We start from the raw sequence: 18,365 nt of genomic DNA on the forward strand, positions 1-18,365 counted from the left end.
AGTTTAAAATATCTACAAATGTGTTTTTTTACTATCATTTCGAAAAAAACCCGTTCATTACCAAACAAATTATAAATAATTTATATTTTGATTGATAATAAACATAAAACCACGATATAGTTGACCATAACAACTTTTTAATCATAGCACACAATACGAACACAAAATAATTTATATACTAAAAACGTTTGTTTTTTTAAAATTTAATATATTCATGTAAAAATTAACTGTTTATTAATTTTAAATAATAGGCAAGTACCGAAGTACCTGCCTAAGATTCATCATATACAATTATCAAACTGCACTAAACTTACCAAAACTGCTTATTCGGTTGCCTGCTATGTCTACCTCTCCGGTCGCAATATAGCGACGTTGTCCACTATTAGCAATATAAGTAATCCATCTATAACCATTAATACAATATGCACCGTCATACGTAATTGTTGTGTTGTTGGGTAATACCCCTGTAATTCTTGAATTAGTTGAATAACCGTCTCTTACATTATTACCTTTAACATTAGCTACTGTGTAATTGCCTTGTTCTTTTTTATAAGGGACATTATTCTTATCGAGTGTATAACCTGCTGGCACTGGCGGATTCTTTTCGTTTTTAACTGGCGCTTTGACCTCACTAGCTACCACTCCACCAATTGGCTTACCATGAATCGCACCAGCTATTAGTTTAGAGTACAAGTCGTAATTTTTCTTAATCCAATCCATATCATTTTTATTAGTAATAAAACCTAATTCAGATAAGCGATAATTGATATTTATTTCTGCTGATACATTAACATTTAGTAAATCGTTACGAGGTGTTACACCTCTTATTTGTCCTAAATTATTTTTAATAACATCTTGTATACTTTTATCAATAGTATCTGCATTGAATTGACTTGAGATAATAACATGCCCACCACTTGCGCTTTCTCCTGCTGCGTCTAAATGTATTTCTAGAACAATGTCATACCCCTGTGATTTAACCCAATATAAGCCATAATCTTTTTTATTGCCTACATTAACACCGTATGCAGTATCTTGATACATATCTTGTGATTGACTTGAGCCACCGTATAATGCAACTTCATGTCCTGCATGTCTTAAATACTTAGCGATATTAGGCGTTATATATTTACGTATAAAATCGCGTTCGTTTGTTCCGTTTCCTACTGCTCCAGGATCGTTATAACCATGACCGGCTACAAGCATAATTTTTTTAGGTTTAATTACTGCCTCTTTTTTTGTAGTCGCTTGCTTAATAATACCTTTAGCTTTATTGCCAACGCTTAAGTTGTTAGGGAAGTTTAACCTAATAAAATACATTGGATTGTCATAATAATGAACATGTCTTGTCACAGTTTCAGGACCCCAACCAGGTTGCGCAACGCCATTAGTCCAACCTTTACCGTTCCAGTTTTGACCAAATGATGTGAAAGTGTTTAAATTTGCGCTCTCAACAATTTCAACGTGTCCAGCTCCGCCACCATACTTTGACGGGAAAACGACAATATCCAACTTTTGCGGTAAAAAGCTGTCATAGTTTTTAATTATTTGACCATATTTTTCAATCTTTGCTTTATTATCAAACGGGATATTATAAGCATATAAACCTTGCAGCCTTTCGCCTGTCGCTAACATAAAGAACATATTGGCGTAATCATAACACTGAAATCCATAAAACAAATCAGGATTGAACTGCTTCCCTAATGAATTATCAAACCATTTTTCTGCTTGGTTTTTTGTTATCAACATTGGTCAACACCTACCCTAAATCATTTGTGTCGTTCATATTCGTAGGTGTCATTACTTCTTTAATTGGCGCTTGCCCTGTTGCTTTTCTATATTTACTTTCAGCTTTATATTTCTTTAATTTTTGATTCGCCCATTTCCCTTCTTGAGATGTTGGATTATCTTTATATGTAGTATATAAAGCAACAACTGTTAAGATAATCGATGAAACACTTTCTTCATCTACTGGTATCGGACTTATACCTTTATTCGCTAAGAATTGATTTACTAATGCTAAGATCAATACGATGTATCTTGTTATTACTTTTGCATCCATTTGTTTGCTCCTTTTATCCAAAATAAAAAGCCAGTGCCGAAGCACTGACTCTTAAATATTACTTACACTTACCAAACCAGAAACACGACCAAAAGCTATATCCTAAAATTCCCTTAAGCATGGTGATCACCTCCTTTAAATGCCAAAAATAGTTTTTAACAAGGCTATAACAAATGTACTTAGAATCGTCCCTATTAATCCTAGAATCCACATCTTGATGTCTCTAATATTTTTAGCATTTTTCTCTTTATTTTTTTCATCTTCTTCTTTGTCACGCCTTAGTTCTTCGAAATTTCTATCTAACTTGTCATAAATTTTTTCTTGCGTTCTCAGACTGTCTTCTATTCTGTCGAATTTTTCAAACATAGTCTTATCATTTTCTTCTAATCGCGTTAAACGCCAATCTTGTTCGTGTCGTTTGGTAAATCCAAACATTACACCACCCACTTTATTCAAATTAAAAAGCCATAAGATTATAACCTATGACTCTAGATTTTCTGGATACTTTTCTCCTGTAATAATTGCATATTCCTCTTTATCTATAACTTCCATATCTACATACCACGCTATATCTTCTTTACTATATTCTTTCAATTGATACCATGTTTTAATATCTTCGAATGTTGGTGAAATTAATTTAAGCATTTTCAGTCTCTCCTTTAACCTCTTCTAATTTTTTATTAAGTGTCACAAGTTGTTTTGCCATTAGTGCATTTTGCTTATTAACTTGCATCGATAACTTTGTACTTTGAACAACTTGTTTCTGCATACTAGCAACCATTTTTCGTAAGATGTCATCAGAAGCGACTGTGTTTTGTTCTTCACTGTCAATCTGTTGATGCAAGTCATCTTTTTCTTCTGAATAATCTTCGTTAAAAACTATTTCCCCATTTGAATATTTAAAGGCTTTAGGTCTAAAAACTTGAGAGAAATTTTCTGGTAAATTTTCAATATCAATACCTTCTTCAAAGCCGCCAATGATAGCGTATGAAATTATCTCATTACGCTTGTTAACTAATATTTGCATTATTTTCTCACTCCTATAATTTTGTTAATTGTCCCTCTATTTGCGTTCGCACCAGAGCCTCTTTGACTTCCTAAGTCGAAATAGACATCGTTTGATATAGTTAAAGATGTACGACTAGATTTAGTTAATCCAAACTCATAAACACCTCCACCATTTCCATCACCATCTGGAAGATTTGAGGGATTCAATGAAATCTTTCCTCCTCCAAAAGGACTGCCAAACTCTGTAAAGTCACCACCTGGAAAAGTCCCATAAAAAATTAATAAAATAAATTGGTCTAAACTCTCATTTAAGTACAATGTAGAGCCCACACCATTTGCTGTTCCATCAAAAATAACCGAATACCTTTTATTAAACTTGTCATCTGCGTATAATTTAGCGTTACTTTCGGCCATATTAGCTTTTGATTGGGCACTTTGAACAGTTTCAAAAGGTGTATTGTAATCATTAATAGCTAATTCTGACCACTCAGACCATGAACCCGCTTCTTTTCTTTTAACAAACACTTTATTTGTACCGTTCGGTCGATAAGTCATACGCTTGTAATCTGAAGTTACTACTAAATATTCGACAGTACCGTTAGTACTAACATCTCTTGGATAATTTATAGCTTGCGAAACATAAATAAATTGGGTTGAATCACCTATTCTTTGTTCTGGATTATTAAAATCAAATCCAGTAATCTGCATTATCTTACCATCATCTTTAGTAATCTTAGCTTTTTGCCAATTTGAAGTAGAACCACTTGTGACTAAACCACCACTATTCACTGACTGCTTGAAGGCTTCATGTTTCTCATCCATATATCGCTTTTGCTCATCGAATGTTCTTGAATATGCTTGCGCTTTATTTTCCAAATCAGATATACGGCTATTAGCAAGTTGCTTTAATTCATCAATACTTGAAGATTTTGCTATTTGAATATCTGATAGACCTTTTTCTTTAGCTTTTTCAATCAGACTCGCATAATCCTCACCATTTTTTATAGCCTCGTCCATTGCTTTCGCGCGATCCATAATAGTTTTTTCTAATTCTTGAAACTCAACAATATAGTGTAGTTTTGTTTCAGAGGGAATCTTGCTAAACAAACTTTTTTCAACGTTAAATGTGATAGTTCTCTCTACAACTACCACGTCTGAATTACCTAATTCTGCAACCGAAACTTGAGCTTGATAACTTCCATCTCTTTTAATTACATCATTAGGTAATTGAAATTTTAAAATACCTTTAAATGGATCTAATATTTCTAGTGGAGCAACTACCATTACTCCTTTACCTCGAATCGCTATTCGTGCTTTGATATTTTCTTCACTCAGTAATAACGGTTGATTATTTTTAATGATATTAAAAAGAAGAACAGAAGAATCACTCTCTCCTGTTCTAAAAGTTATATCTAGATTTGAAATATTTTCATAATGCGCTGTGTTTTCTAAATTTATAGCTACAGATTTCTCTAAATTACTCATTAACTTATAATTCTCCCTTCGTGTAAAGTCCATGGCCCTGAACTTGTTTTACTATCATAATTTTTCAATAGTATCTCAGCAGATGCTGTAACACTATTACGAACTAGCCTATGAACAAAGCCACCTGTGTTTGAAGCTTCTACATATAAGTTCCAACCAGCTACCCCTTTACGTTCAGTTGGAAAATCTGTAAAACGTTTTGTATCATCCGTAGTTAAATAAAACGACATGCCTACTATGTTAATATCTGACATTTTTGTGATGAATGAAGGTACTCTCTCCCATTTACCACTATTTTTAGGCACATAATTCCAGTCCGAAATGTCTCCAGTTCTTCCAGAAAGCACCCTTTCAAAAGTCATCATATTCCTTGCATAACTATTACGCGTCAATATCTGAATTACATCACCGCCAGTTTGTGGTGGCTTAACTTCCAAGAACCAACCTGCATCACGCCATTCTCTTGGTAATGGGAAATCATCGATTTGAACTGTATGATCAGTGTATAAATAGTAAAGACCTGGCTCTGTTAACATCCCAAGATTCTTAAGTTTATCAGGCCTCATTGGTAAAGGTTTAACTCTACCACCTGTGTCACTCATGATAAAAGGAACGCCTCTTGAGTGAAGTATTTCTAAAATACCTCTTTGCCCAATCATGAAAATACGATGTGTTCTATTTCCATCACCACCGACAGTAACACCTAGCATCAAAGCTTTTTTACCACTATCTTTGTCATAGTATATTTGCAAACCTTCTGCTTCCGCAAATTCGCCAGGAAATGAATCTAGTGTTCCACCATAGTCAGCATTAACCTGATACGCTTCTTCTCCTGTTTCTAAATCGAAAGCCGTTAAATAGTTTCTATTATTTGGATTACTGTCTCCTGTATACCAATACAAGTATTTTTCATCAAAAGTCACACCCTGCATTGGTTGGGTTTCGTTTGTTAGTCTCATAGGGATACTGATTTTATGCAAAACTTTATCAATATTTTTATCAACATCGTCTAAACTTCTTATCTCTATATAATTCATTGAGTTTTCAAGTTCCCACTGACTTCTAGGTCTCTCAATTCTGTATAGAATTTTATTTTCTTTTTCATTTATGACAGGGGTGATGTAGGGTTTTTCTGGGTGTCCTGTAAATACATCTTGCATACCATACTTGCCATAGCTAATTTCCACATTAGGCGTATACTTGAAACGAACTAATGTATTCTCATTATTACCATTTAAGATAAAACTATAAATCCATAACTCATCATCAATATATCTATAACCGTTATGTGTACCATGACCCCCACCTACAATCAATGAGCTGTCTATAAATTGACCATTAGGTCTTAAACGACTTAGCATATAGCCATTATTTCTAGCTTGTGTCATGTATACTATGCCTGTTCTATTATCAAACCAGAAGGATTGCATTACTGCATTTGTAAGAGGTGCAAGTTCTGTCACAAATAAAAACTCTTGCTTATCAGGTTCAAAACGATACTCGATATCAAGAATTTCTTGTTTGGTCTTATTTAATTCTCTTATAGTTTCCTCTTTATTAATTTGAGTTTTGGTTTCCCAATCGTCTAAATGTTCTTTTAATGTGTCAAAGGTTTCGCCGTTTACATTAACTCGAGCTTGAACAATCTCATTAGCACTGTTATTACGTGGTGCCACAACAAGTGCGTTAATTTGACTTTGTAAAGATTTGTTTACTGCTGCTTGCGATCTACCATTATAATAAATTTGCTCAGCGAAGTGTTGCATTGTTTTAGCTTTCTGATGCAACTTAAACTCTGTTGTCAAGCCAAGCGCAAATTGCTCTATTCTTTGCAGGTTTTGAATTTCTTTAGCTCTATAATCTCGACCTGCTAAAGCTCCCAAATCCTTTATTAAATACAAATTTTCCATAATGCACCTTCCTTTCTAATAAAATAGCACTGTACCAAGTTTCCCACTATCGTCAACTGTTATTTTCCACAATTTACCGTTTGGGGATTTCTGTACAATGCTATTTTGAATAATTCCTGCTTCGCCTATTTTTAATTTATCTAATTTATTTTTATCATCTACCGAAATGATACCGTCTTGAGGCAATCCATCAATATCACTACTGCCTGCATAAGGTATCCCATTTATAGCTTTCCAGTGTGTAGCTGGAAAGTACTGTTTATCGTTTTCAAGTAGCGCTTTGATTTTAACTTCTTCTGTTGCCATTATATTAATACACTCCCTATATCCATTGTCTCGAAAGGAGAATTCAAAGTACTAGTGTATAAATGATTTATACGATTTGCTTGATAGTTATATCTATTATCTTGTGCAATAACTCGTCTGTTAAGTGCTTGTTGAATTTGTACCATATCTTTTATTTCATTGCTGAAAGACACTTCATCTATTGCGTTTACAAATGGATGTGACCTATCAAGTTTAACAACCTTTAATTCAGTGTTATATCCCATTAATTCATGAACAAAAAATACGCTATCTCTTGGCTCTATTTTTTCATAACCTATATAATTAACATCTAATTCAGTCTTAGGAGTATCATTTATTTGCTTTTTTGCAAATTCTAACAGCTTATCCTGTGTTTCGATATCTTCATTTGTTTGCGTATTAGCATATCGAATCCCAAACTGCTTTGCACTATCTGCGACGTAGTCGACAATTGCTTTGTATTGATTGCGACCTGAATTATCAGCAATTAAATTTAAGACTGTTGATTTTTCAGTTCCAACATACATACAAGGCTTAGCTTTTTTATTTGAAGATATATCAATTCTATTTTTGGGGTCTTCTCCTAAAAATATCATTTCTAAAACGTGCTTGCCTTTATCAATATTTTTTATTAAATCTATTGTTTCAGACTGAACCGACTTAGCAAAACAAGAAATTTGCTTAATTTGCTTGCCGTCTAAAATCAACTTATATATTCCACCTTGAGAGCCCTTTTTTATTGTAAATCTAACTGTTTCATTACCATACTTGCAATCAAAGTTAATAGTAGCTTTAGACCCAATTGTTTCGGTACGATAAGTACCTTCTTTTATAAAACCATTTGAATATTTAATGTCAGTTGTTCTAATAGGATTATAATTTTTCTTTTCCTCAGCTGTATACTTTTTTCCAAAAACTTTTATAGCTGTTCTTAATTCCAATGTACTGACAGTTGCAGATACAGTATCAGTATTATATTGATATCGAATCACTTTCTCGCTTCTTTGATAAAATGTTTCAGGAGAATAAAAACCAATCTCTGTATCATTTGGGTAAATTATACAGCCAAACAGGTCTACCGCTTCTTTACAGTATTCTAAGCCGTTTTTGTTACCTAATTCGTCAATCGGTACTTTTCGCTTAAAATCTCCAATTATTTTATAGGTCATTTTGACCGAAGTTTTTTGATTTGCAAATCCATATCTTAAGTACTCATCTAAAGAGTATTCTGGCGTTTTACCAGTTTCGCTACTGTCGTCATCAAGCTTATTTGATTCCACTGAGTGATTTTGAAATTCATACATTATGTGATATGCCGTAACTTCAATAAAAACTTTATCACCTTCAACCTTTGGCGCTGTCTGCTTAATTGTATATTTTTCACCATGATAAATTATGAAGTTTTCACAAATCAATAAATCAAAAACAAAACTATTATGAGTAGTTCTATAAACTGTAAAGGTGATGTACCTAGCTTCATTCAGTTCATAATATTCTTTAAAAGAACCATAATCTACATCTAGTAAATTTTCACAAATCAATTCATTAAAATCCATTACTGATAAATGATCATGATAATCCATTAAATCACCTACCTATAAATAAAAGGAAACTTAAATGTAGTTTTAATATCACTGACGTCTCCTTTAATCTTAAATTCATTTTTACCTGGCGCTAATGTTATAATGCCTCTATTTGTATCAATTCCCACTCTATTTATATCTCGATATGCATACACACCATCTAAAACAAAATCAGTGTTTTTATCTATACTTTTGTTGTACTTAAAAATATCACCTGTTGTATAGTTAACCAGTTCAAATCCTCCACTCGCATTTAAATTAATTAATATTTTCAAATCGTGCTTGAATCGTGGATTTATCGTATCAGTAGAACCGTTCCAAATAGTAAATTGATTTGATGTATGAGTATATTTAGGTGTGAAATCAAGAGGAATTCCATTTTCAAACATCCAATTAGAGTCGAATAAGAACTCGCTATCGGTCCAATTAACTGATTCAGAATACCCTTTATAAACATTTAAACTTACTTCAATTTCAGTTGAAGAACCATCTTTTAAATTAGATGTAACATTAGCTGTATTCACTGCATATTTAACACCAGGCATTTGAGAAGTAATAACATAATAAGGATGTCTGCGATTAAACACAGATCTAAACCAATGCTCAAATAAATTTAAATCTATAACATCTATACCATCATAGCCAAACCTTAATACTAATGAAAAAGGCGCAAAACTAATTGCGCCCGGTAAAATACCATCTACTCCGTTAATAGTTACACTGTTATCATTGGTGTTTGGACTTTCAGCCCTTGCATCTAAAAATATAAGCTGATTAAAATCTGTTATTACTTCTTCCTTGTAACCATCTATGATTTTTACAAAAGATTGCATTAATTAGTCAAACCTCCCATATAATTATTTGCATTTGCTCTATGCCCACTTTGTTTTGACAATATTTTTTCTAAACCTCTAATTGCATCATTAGAACCTAAGTTATTATCCTGAGAAGAAACAGTTTGAATCAATGCATCTGTTAATTTATTTCCTTTATCACTTAACATAACAATTTGTTTCAACAATTTTTCAACTGTTGAAGTATCATTATTTACAGTGATGTTATTTGGCTTGCCATCCATACCGATGATGCGCATAACCTGTTCAGTTAATTGAATTGCTCGTTTACGTCTAGTTAAAGGGATAACCATCTCCTGTTTATCTCCTTCACCCACTTCAGCAAGTTGATGCTTTGTAATCAAACCACCATTCGCATATCTTCTTGGACCACTTGGAGACCAACCACCTCTTGGGTTAAACTGTGAGCGCCAATATCTGTTGTTAAAGAACGCTAATAACTGATCGTAACCACTATATATATTGTTGTGACCTCTAACAGCATAATGTCTAAATGTTTGTGGGATATATTGAAGCAATCCTTTTGCTGGATTGCCCTGTAAAACGTTGATGTCTCTAAGCGCACTAGATTGAGTTATACCTGCATTTCCTCCTGATTCGTGTTGAATCAAGCTAATAATATTTCCTACATCACCCGAAGTAACATTAACACCCATTCGTTTTGCTGCACGACGTATATCGCCTGCCCAAGCAGATGCAGCCTTATTAACACCTGAACCACTTCGAACGCCACTACCTTTAAGTGACTTCAACCATTTTTCTGGATCTTTAGCTGTATCATTCCCTGGATGTGACCCTTGCATCAATTGGAAATGTAAGTGTGCTCCTCTAACGAAATTACCTGTAGCACCTGATTTCCCTATCAGTTGACCAGCTTTAATACGTTGGCCTTGTCTTGCTAATTGCTTAGATAAATGCATATACCAGTTCCATTCATTAGCACCAGTCTTAATTTGTATAGAATTACCGCCACCGTAATCAGTCCATACCTTATCTGCTATACCACCTTTAACGGCATAAACGTTTGTTCCAGAAGGCATACCAAAGTCTATACCATAGTGACGACCGCCATTAAAGTTAAGTCCACCTGTGTAGCGTCCAAATCTTTGCCAGATTGGATATTCAAATAGATAGCTTCCATCGCCTCCACCACCGAAATCTTCAAACCACGATTTTACTTTGTCTACTAATTTCTTTTTGAGCAATGAGTATGCGCCTTTAGCTATTTTTACTGTAGCGTTAGCTCCGCCTCCAAAATTAATATTTAAACCTGACATTACTTTATTTACTAGTTTCCCTGGATGTTGTACGTAATCCCACACATCGCCGATTTTATCGCCTAACCAAGATGCACCATCTTTGATTTTATCGCCTGCTGCTTCAACCATTTCTTCTGCACCTTTTTTGATATTATGCGCTGTGTTTTTAGCTGTAGCTCCAAATTCTCCTGCTTTTTTACCTATATTACCTTTAAGTTGGTCTAGCCAATCTTTCTTTTTCGTACCTCCATGAAACTTTGGTAAAACACCCATACGCTGTAACTTCAGAGTGTCATTAGCATTTATTACGCTATCCCCAACTCCTAGTGGAACAACCACATCTCGTCCTTGGGGTGCATGGAATGTTCCGTCAGCCCTGTGAATTACTTCTTGAACTCCACCACCTGGGGCGTTTCCAGAACCTCTATCATTTAATACAGCAAATGTCGGTTGCGTTAATGCTCCCGAATTATCGGTAGCTACACCCTTTCCTGCTAAAGTACCAGTAGACAATGTAGGTATTGGCTTGATGAGATTTTTATCAGTAATGGCTTTAGATATTTTATTAATACCGCCAATCATGCTATTCAAACCGCCAATAGCTTTATTAGCAACATTTTTACCTAAATCAGCCGCAGCTCTTCCCATGTCTTTACCAATATCTCTAATCCAATCATATGTTTTGGATAGCCATTTTCTAAAACCATTAAATACTGATTTAGCGTTAGACCATGCCGAACTTGAAATTGCATCAAAACGATCGTGGGCTCTTGAATACATATCCCCAGTCCAATCTTTTAAAGATTTGTATGAGTTACTAAACCATTTCGATGTTCCTTTCCAAACGGATTTTGCATTCGACCAAGCTGTACTAGAAATATTATCCCATTTCGCGCGAGATTTATTAGCCATATCCGTTAGCCAGCCCTTTGCACTTTTATATGCATTGCTAAACCATTTTGATGTGCCTCTCCAAATAGATTTTGAATGCGCCCAAGCTTTATCTGAAGCATCTGAATACTTTTGCTTAGTTTGATTGTAAATACTTCCTGTTGTCGATTTAACAGATTGCCAAGCTTTTCCAAACCATTTACCAGTACTATTAGCTATAGCCTTAGTGTGGTATCCTACAGAACTTTTGGCTGAGCTCCAACCTGAACTTAATTTGCTTGGAATCCCTTTGATTCCGCTCCACATTTTTTTCATTTCGCCGCCAAAATGATTAGCATTTCTGCCCATTTTACTAAAGGCTTCGCCAGTTTTACTTTTTACGCCGTCCCAAGCATTTCCAAACCATTTCTTTATATTTTCTCTGTTTCTGCGAGCTGTTTCTTCTTGTTCTTTAGCGTATTTATCGCTTTTTTTCTTTTGGTCTTCTCTAAAGTTAGACCACCAACTTTTAAGGCCATTCCACCACTTTTCAGTATTTTTATATACACGTCCACTGGATAAATCCATTTCTTTATCAATATCTTTATTTTGCTTTTTAACAACATCTACTACAGCATCTTTTTTAGATTTTGCTTTTCTTACTTCATCTTTATGTCTTTGATCAGCAATAGCTAACAATTTATCTTTTTCAGACTTAGAAAGGTTGACGTTATTTTTTATAGCAATGACATCATCTTCATATTGCTTGTCCACTTCTTTTTTTCTTGCTTTTCTTGCTTTTTCTGCTTCTTTAATTGCTTTGCTCGCTTCGTCTATTGAATAAGCATTTCTGTTTCTTTGCATTCTTACTAAAATACGCTCTTGCTCTTTTTCAGTCTTACTCAATTCTTTAACAGTGATATCACGTCTTTGATTTTCAAGCTTTTCAATTTCTTTTCTTTCATTTTCTGAAATCTGACCATCACTCAAAGCTTTTTCTTTCAATTCTTTGATTTTCTGATTGAGTTCTTGCTCTTTTTTAATTCGCAAGTCATTTTTTTCTTTAGTTCGAGTTAAAATGTTTTGCTTTTCTTGTTCATCGAATGCACTATACTTATCAATAAGTTCTTGAGTTTTTTCGAGTTCCTTTTTATTTCTTTTTTCTATTTCAGCTATAAGGTTATTAGATAAATCCGTTTCAATTTTCAAAAGTTTTTTTGCTTTGTCTTCTGATATCTGACCCGAGTTTAAACGTACTTTTTCCATGATTCTGCTATTTTCTTCAGAATAATGCACATATTTTTCTAAAGCTTTTTCTGTTTCTTTTGAAACACCTTTCCCTAACACTTTTACAGTATCAGACGCTTTTTTAGAAGCTGTGCCCATGGTTTGCATAAATCCTTTAAACTTGTTGACTCCTACTTTGAGAAGGTCATCGTCGCTTAATGATTTATAACCATCTTTCATATCTTTTGAAAACTTTTCTTTGAAGCTTTTGCCGATACTTCCAAGATAGTTTTTAAACTCTCCTAGCTTTCTAACAGCGCCGCCAATAATTTTACCACCAAAAAACTTTATAGTTTCTCCTAAACCGTTAATACCGTTTCTGAACCATTCCACACGATCATATGCGGTTTTAAAAACTTTATACGCAATTGTAATAGCAGTTATTGTAGCACCTATAGGTCCTGTTAAAAACCTTAAGGCTACACCCGCAAATCTTGCGCCTCCACTTACTGCAAATAAAGATTTTGCAGCTAATCCTAAACCGTTTTTCAAAAGTTTGAACGGTAAAATTGCTAGCTTTGCAGAATTTTTCAAAACATTTATAGGTTTTAAATTAAACATCATAGCTCCGGCTAACCCTTTAAAGCCTTTTGACGTTTTTCCTGTTGTAGAACCAAGAAATAATGTTTGAAGACCTAAAGATTTCATTGCTTTTGAATTAGTATTTGAAAGGATTGTATTTTCAGCAATACGTCTATTTAATGACGCATATCCTTTAGCAGCACTTCCAACTGTACGTATTAATAACCCTCCAGCAAGAACTGCAGGTCCAATTGCTGCACCAAAAAGTGCTAATCCTACTGAAGCTTTTCTAACCCAACCAGGGAGATGTGTAAATCCATCAACTAATTTTGTTAAACCTTCCGCTCCTGCTCTAATCATAGGCGTTAAATCTTTACCGACTTCGATTGCTAATGATTCAAAAGCGCCACCTAATTGTTCCAGAGCGCCTTTGAGATTATCTTTCATCAAATCTGCTGCTTTTTTACTTTCGCCATTGGAATTCTTTAAGGATTTACTATAGCTATTAATTTTATCTGGTCCCGCTTCAATCAAGGCTAAAAATCCACTTGCTGCTTCAGTACCAACTATTGTAGCCACTGTAGCTAGTTTTTGTTCTCTCGTCATGCCTTTCATATTATCTTGGAACTGTCTAATCAATTCACCCATGCCAACAAATTGACCTTTAGCATCAGACAAATGAATACCTAATTTTTTCATTTCCTTAGCTGTATTTTTACTTGGATTAGCTAGCCTGATAAATGAAGCTCTTAGGGCAGTACCTGCTTGAGAACCCTCTAAACCTGAGTTAGATAAAACTTCAATTGCTGCGGAAGTGTCCTCTATTGAAACTCCTAATGCTTTTGCAGGAGTACCAGCATACTTCAATGCATCTCCCATGTACTGAATATCTGCAGCACTATCATTTGCTGATCTCGCAAGTAAATCAGCAACATGATTTGCATCAGATGCTTTTAAACCGAAAGAGTTAATCGCTGAAGCCATTACAGTTGCAGTTGTAGCCATTTCTGCACCACTTGCTTCTGCTGCACTGATAACACCTGGCATAGCCTCCATTGTTTGTTTGGCATTAAAGCCTAAAGCTGCCAATTCTTCCATACCTTTAGCAACTTCGTTAGCACTTTTACTGGTTTTAGCTCCTAAGTCAACTGCTTGATTAGACATGCTTTTCAAGTCTTTACTGCTTGCTTGCGCAATCGCTCCAACTCGAGACATTTGGCCTTCAAAGTCTGCACTTGTTTTTAATGCTGCACCTAACCCTAAAGTAATTGGTGTAGATACGCCCATCGTCATTGTACGTCCCAGGGAAGTCATTTTGTCTCCAATAGAACTAAATTTCTTTGACATGACATCCGCTTGACTTGCAAGTTTACCGAAATGACTTTGAGCTATCATTTGTTCTTTGTTAAAAGTCTTCATTTCGGATGAAGCTTTATCTATTGAACGCTCCAAATTATTTAAAGCAGCTTTTTCTTTATTAACAGCTGTTTCAGCTTTTGCGACATTAGCGCTATGATTCTTAATAGTATTGTTTAAATCATTAAATTCTTTTTCTGTTTGCTTTAATTTAGTATTAGTTTTAGCGTAAGAACTTTCAATTTTATCATTTGATTTTGAAAGATTGTCATTTTGCACTTTTAGTTTTTGAACTTGATTGCCTTCTTGTTTATATTGTTCAACAAGTGCTTTATGCTTAGCGGACTGCTTCTGTACTGCGTCACTTGCTCTTTTTAGTTGTGCAGTAGTAGCTTGGTTACTATTCTTAAGCTTTTGTTCTGCATCTCTCAACTGTTTAAGTTTTTGATACGCATCTTGTTTACGTTGATTTGTACGTTTATATTGATTTTCAGCTTTTTTAAGTTCTGTATTCGATGATTTTAAGGCTTCTTTAGATTTATCAAGAGCTAATTTTTCTTTTTTATTGGCTTCTACTAACTTTAAATATGCTTTCTCAACATCTTTTACACTGGATTTAGCTTTTTGGTAATTAGCGTTAACTTGTTTAAGCTCATCTTCTACTTGAGAATACATCTTTTTTTGAACTTTAAGCCTATCATTTAACCCCTTAATTCTCGCCTGATATTTTTCCATTGATTTTTCAGACTTATCAAATGCTGACAGATTAGCTTTCATTTCACTATTAACAACACCTAATTGTCGCTTTAAACCTTTCATGCCTTCTTGGACACCTAAATGGTCTAATTTCAGCTCCAAGGTCATGCCTTCTACTTTTTCATTCATATTAACCTCCTTTCTAGCTTCCAAAAAGTTTTCTTAAATCCGTACCTGTAATGACTTTTTGTTCACTTTGTTTTTCTTCAGTCTCTTCTTTATTCTCTTCATTAAGTATTTCTAAAAGTTTTACATACGGCTGTTTTCTGACTTCAGTTAATGTCCACCCATACTGCTCCATACAGAAACGTTGTATTTTCTTAATGTTCGATAAAATGTCTTTTATTGAGATTGTTCTTCTGTCTTTCCCATCTCTTCTGGTTCAGTTTCTGAATCTTCTTCATCTTCACCATTGATTTCTCGAAATATATCTTGTAAGGCTTTTGTATAATTTTTAGTACTCATCTTGTTCAGAACATCTTCTTCAGTCAATCCTTCATCTTTAAATAAATCTACTAATAACTGTCGCTCTTTTTGTCTCATTTTTGTTGCGTTAGGTGCTTCTTTTTTATTCTCTTGATTTACTAATTCTAAATACTCATAGCATTTTTCTGCTTCGCCCATTGTTACATCTTCTTTTGTATAGCTCTCTGTTTTTCCTGTTTTACGATCTTTAATTTCAAATTTAATCATTGTATTAGCTCCTTTTATTCAAATAAAAAAGACGCAGATATACTGCGCCTTAAATCCCTATCCGTTTGTTACTGTCACTGAAATTTGTCCTGACTTATCGCTTCCATCAGTAGACATAGCAGTGATTACTGAAGTACCTTCAGCTACACCGTGAATTGCTCCTGTATTTTCATCTACAGTAACAAATTCTGGATGTTCACTTGTATATTTCAATATTTTATTCGTTGCTGTGCTTGGTGCAATGTTTGGCTCAACATTGTCATCGGTATTTACCATAATTGATTTAGTTTCTGGTGTAAATGATACGCCTGAGACTAGAATTGGATTGGTTTTGAATTGAGGTACATCAACTTTACTAGATTCTTTACCATTTTCTTCCCATGCCACTTGGTAAGTACCTTTTGGATAAGTTGTATCCGCTTCTAAATTAGATAAAGTTACTGACACTTTGCCTTCACCTTGTTCAGAAGCTACGACGTCGTCTCCTTTATAAACCTTTAAAGTTTTAGTCATAAATTATTCTCCTTTGATTTATTTTGAAAGCCCCTATTCTGCTGAAACTGTTGCAGATTTTGAATTAACTGCTACTTCAACATTTTGGGGATTAGCTGGGTAACGAACCTGCAGAATCCTCTGAATGATCTTCACTGTCCGTGTATCCAACGAATACTTTTTTGAAGAATTCTGCTTCTCCTTCTTTACCTTCATGATAACCGTATACAATACCTTGTGACGTTCCATCAACATCAACTTTTCTATTCATCCAGTCACCTGTTAATTTTGTAGGTTCTGGGGCTTCTGCTTTTTCACCTCGTGTTTTAAATTCAATTGAATCTAAACTAAAAGTACCTTTAAGTAAGGCTACATATACCGGCTGACCTGTTAAACCATCTTCCGATTCGCCAATTACTGTTACATACGGTGCTCTTGTATTCTCTCCTACCCAAGATGTACCATTTTTATCTTTAGTACGTCCAATAACTGTGTTTAAATCATCACTTGGAATATTGAAAATACTCATGTCAGACTTAACTTCATTAGTACCTTGTTTTTTCATCCATACACGTTTGTTAGATGCAAACATATCTACTAAATCTGGTGCTAAACCTGTGATATTTAGGTCAACTGTACCACCTTTTTCATCTTCCCATGTCATGCGTTTAACTACTTTTGTTGCTTCTGGGTTAAAAACTCCAACGTATAATCTTTTAAAACCTACTTTATAAGAACCTTGTCCTTCTGCCATTGCTTATTTCCTCCTTAAAAATTAAAAAGCACACCTATTCGATGCGCTGATTTTTATAATATATATTTTTGGGTATGCCTTGATATCGTCTCGACATCACATAACGTTTAGTTTCTTCAAAATAAGCATCTAACTGACTAGATGCTTGAATTAAATTTTGTTGATATAACAGGTATCTTATTCGTTTTGTTATATCAATTGTTTTCTGATTATTTGAAGATTCTACATCTATTTGAATTAAGTATTCTTCACTGAGATATTTATCAGACATAAAGTCTGAAGGCAAATCATAAACAGGTGTAATAACAACAAAGGGTTTGGAAGTTTCAGCGTTTTCAGTGACTTTGTAATAGTATATTCTAGAATTTATATGTGTTTTGAGCTCTGCATCAGATAATAAAATTCCTTTTATGGTGTTTAATATATTCATTTATCTGGCCAACTCCTTTTTTATAATTTCTCTATACTTACGTTCGCTAGCAGCTAATGTTTTTGCAATAACTCCAAAACCTCTTGGTGTATATTTTTTTCCATCTCTTGTATAACCATGTTCATTCAAGTGAATAATGTTTTTGCGATTCATAGGGCCTACCCATTCAATTAAAACAGCCCTTTCTTGACTGCCAACTTTTGTATAAGGCTTAGATTTAGTCATTTCTTCTATACTGGCACCCGTATCTTTAAAGCTCTCGAACTCTTTCTTTAAAGCCTTTATAAAAAATTCAGATGCTTCATTTAAAGCTTTATCACTCTTAGCCTGCATTGCTTGTTTACCGTATACCGATTCTAATTTATTCAACACTTCAGGTATCCCTTTAATTTCTACACTCATTTTTCTGATAAAACCACTGTATTATAGCCAATATCTGGTGTATCAATTCTTATTTCTACAATGTTGAATAATTTATCGGAATATAATGCACTGTCAATTTTAACTAAGTGATTTGTTTGTGGTAGATATTCAGTTTTAGAAGACCTGACAATTATGGTTAATCCTGATTTTGATTCAGTCGCTTTTAAAATTTCTCTATCTTTCATAGAAGGATTATAAATTTTACAAAAGCAACTATACAATTTCATTTTTTCCTCTTCATCTGGATATGGTCCTTTGTTTATATATTGAAAAAAATACGCGCGATCTTTAAATTCATTAAATTCCATTTAAAAA

18 protein-coding genes are annotated in these 18,365 nt (G+C 34.0%); all 18 read right to left on the bottom strand.

Annotated features, from left to right (window positions below; genetic code table 11):
- Positions 1-294 precede the first annotated feature (294 nt).
- On the bottom strand, positions 295-1,749 hold the full coding sequence (locus IDG66_RS13525; protein ID WP_000909220.1) for an N-acetylmuramoyl-L-alanine amidase: 1,455 nt from the start codon (positions 1,747-1,749) through the stop codon (positions 295-297).
- Between the two features lie 10 nt (positions 1,750-1,759).
- Positions 1,760-2,062, bottom strand: a complete 303-nt coding sequence (locus IDG66_RS13530; RefSeq protein ID WP_000339146.1) for a phage holin — start codon at positions 2,060-2,062, stop codon at positions 1,760-1,762.
- Positions 2,063-2,197: 135 nt separating this feature from the next.
- Entirely contained in the window at positions 2,198-2,497 is a 300-nt protein-coding gene (locus IDG66_RS13535) for a DUF2951 domain-containing protein (RefSeq protein ID WP_000466784.1), read from the bottom strand.
- A 45-nt stretch (positions 2,498-2,542) separates the two neighbouring features.
- Entirely contained in the window at positions 2,543-2,707 is a 165-nt protein-coding gene (locus IDG66_RS13540) for an XkdX family protein (RefSeq protein WP_000916020.1), read from the bottom strand.
- A complete protein-coding gene (locus IDG66_RS13545; protein WP_001166599.1) occupies positions 2,700-3,089 on the bottom strand; it encodes a DUF2977 domain-containing protein in 390 nt (129 codons plus the stop codon). The genes IDG66_RS13540 and IDG66_RS13545 overlap by 8 nt, the downstream gene beginning before the upstream one ends.
- Positions 3,089-4,555: a BppU family phage baseplate upper protein gene (locus IDG66_RS13550; RefSeq protein WP_000067127.1), complete on the bottom strand. Its 1,467-nt coding sequence runs from the start codon at positions 4,553-4,555 to the stop codon at positions 3,089-3,091. Before IDG66_RS13550 ends, IDG66_RS13545 begins: the two co-directional genes overlap by 1 nt.
- Positions 4,555-6,465 (bottom strand): phage baseplate protein, encoded by a 1,911-nt coding sequence (locus tag IDG66_RS13555; protein WP_000429558.1) that lies wholly within the window; start codon positions 6,463-6,465, stop codon positions 4,555-4,557. Before IDG66_RS13555 ends, IDG66_RS13550 begins: the two co-directional genes overlap by 1 nt.
- A 15-nt stretch (positions 6,466-6,480) precedes the next feature.
- Positions 6,481-6,771 (bottom strand): hypothetical protein, encoded by a 291-nt coding sequence (locus IDG66_RS13560; protein ID WP_000179858.1) that lies wholly within the window; start codon positions 6,769-6,771, stop codon positions 6,481-6,483.
- Positions 6,771-8,354 carry a prophage endopeptidase tail family protein gene (locus IDG66_RS13565; protein ID WP_000384474.1) on the bottom strand — a complete coding sequence of 528 codons (1,584 nt, stop codon included), beginning with the start codon at positions 8,352-8,354 and terminating at the stop codon, positions 6,771-6,773. The genes IDG66_RS13560 and IDG66_RS13565 overlap by 1 nt, the downstream gene beginning before the upstream one ends.
- Before the next feature lie 8 nt (positions 8,355-8,362).
- Positions 8,363-9,187, bottom strand: coding sequence for a phage tail family protein (locus tag IDG66_RS13570; RefSeq protein WP_001190533.1), 825 nt, complete (start codon positions 9,185-9,187; stop codon positions 8,363-8,365).
- Positions 9,187-15,387, bottom strand: coding sequence for a phage tail tape measure protein (locus tag IDG66_RS13575; RefSeq protein WP_001003424.1), 6,201 nt, complete (start codon positions 15,385-15,387; stop codon positions 9,187-9,189). The genes IDG66_RS13570 and IDG66_RS13575 overlap by 1 nt, the downstream gene beginning before the upstream one ends.
- A 13-nt stretch (positions 15,388-15,400) precedes the next feature.
- Positions 15,401-15,559, bottom strand: a complete 159-nt coding sequence (locus tag IDG66_RS13580) for a hypothetical protein (protein ID WP_000438833.1) — start codon at positions 15,557-15,559, stop codon at positions 15,401-15,403.
- 41 nt (positions 15,560-15,600) lie between these two features.
- Positions 15,601-15,951, bottom strand: coding sequence for a phage tail assembly chaperone G (gene gpG / locus IDG66_RS13585; protein ID WP_206172209.1), 351 nt, complete (start codon positions 15,949-15,951; stop codon positions 15,601-15,603).
- Positions 15,952-16,008: 57 nt separating this feature from the next.
- A complete protein-coding gene (locus IDG66_RS13590) occupies positions 16,009-16,464 on the bottom strand; it encodes an Ig-like domain-containing protein (protein WP_000169127.1) in 456 nt (151 codons plus the stop codon).
- A gap of 91 nt (positions 16,465-16,555) precedes the next feature.
- Positions 16,556-17,197: a major tail protein gene (locus IDG66_RS13595; protein ID WP_000807536.1), complete on the bottom strand. Its 642-nt coding sequence runs from the start codon at positions 17,195-17,197 to the stop codon at positions 16,556-16,558.
- 34 nt (positions 17,198-17,231) lie between these two features.
- Positions 17,232-17,627 carry a DUF3168 domain-containing protein gene (locus IDG66_RS13600; RefSeq protein ID WP_001023806.1) on the bottom strand — a complete coding sequence of 132 codons (396 nt, stop codon included), beginning with the start codon at positions 17,625-17,627 and terminating at the stop codon, positions 17,232-17,234.
- The gene (locus tag IDG66_RS13605; protein WP_000110023.1) at positions 17,628-18,029 is read right to left on the bottom strand and encodes a hypothetical protein; all 402 of its coding nucleotides are present in this window, start codon (positions 18,027-18,029) and stop codon (positions 17,628-17,630) included.
- Positions 18,026-18,358: a hypothetical protein gene (locus tag IDG66_RS13610; protein ID WP_000395498.1), complete on the bottom strand. Its 333-nt coding sequence runs from the start codon at positions 18,356-18,358 to the stop codon at positions 18,026-18,028. The genes IDG66_RS13605 and IDG66_RS13610 overlap by 4 nt, the downstream gene beginning before the upstream one ends.
- Positions 18,359-18,365: the final 7 nt, after the last annotated feature.

Source organism: Staphylococcus sp. EG-SA-18, from assembly GCF_017151825.1.
GTDB lineage: Bacteria > Bacillota > Bacilli > Staphylococcales > Staphylococcaceae > Staphylococcus > Staphylococcus aureus.

Bases quoted from the DNA above. Each gene is read 5' to 3' on its own strand.
- IDG66_RS13525 (WP_000909220.1), bottom strand. From the start codon at position 1,749: ATGTTGATAACAAAAAACCAAGCAGAAAAATGGTTTGATAATTCATTA.
- IDG66_RS13530 (WP_000339146.1), bottom strand. From the start codon at position 2,062: ATGGATGCAAAAGTAATAACAAGATACATCGTATTGATCTTAGCATTA.
- IDG66_RS13535 (WP_000466784.1), bottom strand. From the start codon at position 2,497: ATGTTTGGATTTACCAAACGACACGAACAAGATTGGCGTTTAACGCGA.
- IDG66_RS13540 (WP_000916020.1), bottom strand. From the start codon at position 2,707: ATGCTTAAATTAATTTCACCAACATTCGAAGATATTAAAACATGGTAT.
- IDG66_RS13545 (WP_001166599.1), bottom strand. From the start codon at position 3,089: ATGCAAATATTAGTTAACAAGCGTAATGAGATAATTTCATACGCTATC.
- IDG66_RS13550 (WP_000067127.1), bottom strand. From the start codon at position 4,555: ATGAGTAATTTAGAGAAATCTGTAGCTATAAATTTAGAAAACACAGCG.
- IDG66_RS13555 (WP_000429558.1), bottom strand. From the start codon at position 6,465: ATGGAAAATTTGTATTTAATAAAGGATTTGGGAGCTTTAGCAGGTCGA.
- IDG66_RS13560 (WP_000179858.1), bottom strand. From the start codon at position 6,771: ATGGCAACAGAAGAAGTTAAAATCAAAGCGCTACTTGAAAACGATAAA.
- IDG66_RS13565 (WP_000384474.1), bottom strand. From the start codon at position 8,354: ATGGATTATCATGATCATTTATCAGTAATGGATTTTAATGAATTGATT.
- IDG66_RS13570 (WP_001190533.1), bottom strand. From the start codon at position 9,187: ATGCAATCTTTTGTAAAAATCATAGATGGTTACAAGGAAGAAGTAATA.
- IDG66_RS13575 (WP_001003424.1), bottom strand. From the start codon at position 15,387: ATGAATGAAAAAGTAGAAGGCATGACCTTGGAGCTGAAATTAGACCAT.
- IDG66_RS13580 (WP_000438833.1), bottom strand. From the start codon at position 15,559: ATGGAGCAGTATGGGTGGACATTAACTGAAGTCAGAAAACAGCCGTAT.
- gpG (WP_206172209.1), bottom strand. From the start codon at position 15,951: ATGATTAAATTTGAAATTAAAGATCGTAAAACAGGAAAAACAGAGAGC.
- IDG66_RS13590 (WP_000169127.1), bottom strand. From the start codon at position 16,464: ATGACTAAAACTTTAAAGGTTTATAAAGGAGACGACGTCGTAGCTTCT.
- IDG66_RS13595 (WP_000807536.1), bottom strand. From the start codon at position 17,197: ATGGCAGAAGGACAAGGTTCTTATAAAGTAGGTTTTAAAAGATTATAC.
- IDG66_RS13600 (WP_001023806.1), bottom strand. From the start codon at position 17,627: ATGAATATATTAAACACCATAAAAGGAATTTTATTATCTGATGCAGAG.
- IDG66_RS13605 (WP_000110023.1), bottom strand. From the start codon at position 18,029: ATGAGTGTAGAAATTAAAGGGATACCTGAAGTGTTGAATAAATTAGAA.
- IDG66_RS13610 (WP_000395498.1), bottom strand. From the start codon at position 18,358: ATGGAATTTAATGAATTTAAAGATCGCGCGTATTTTTTTCAATATATA.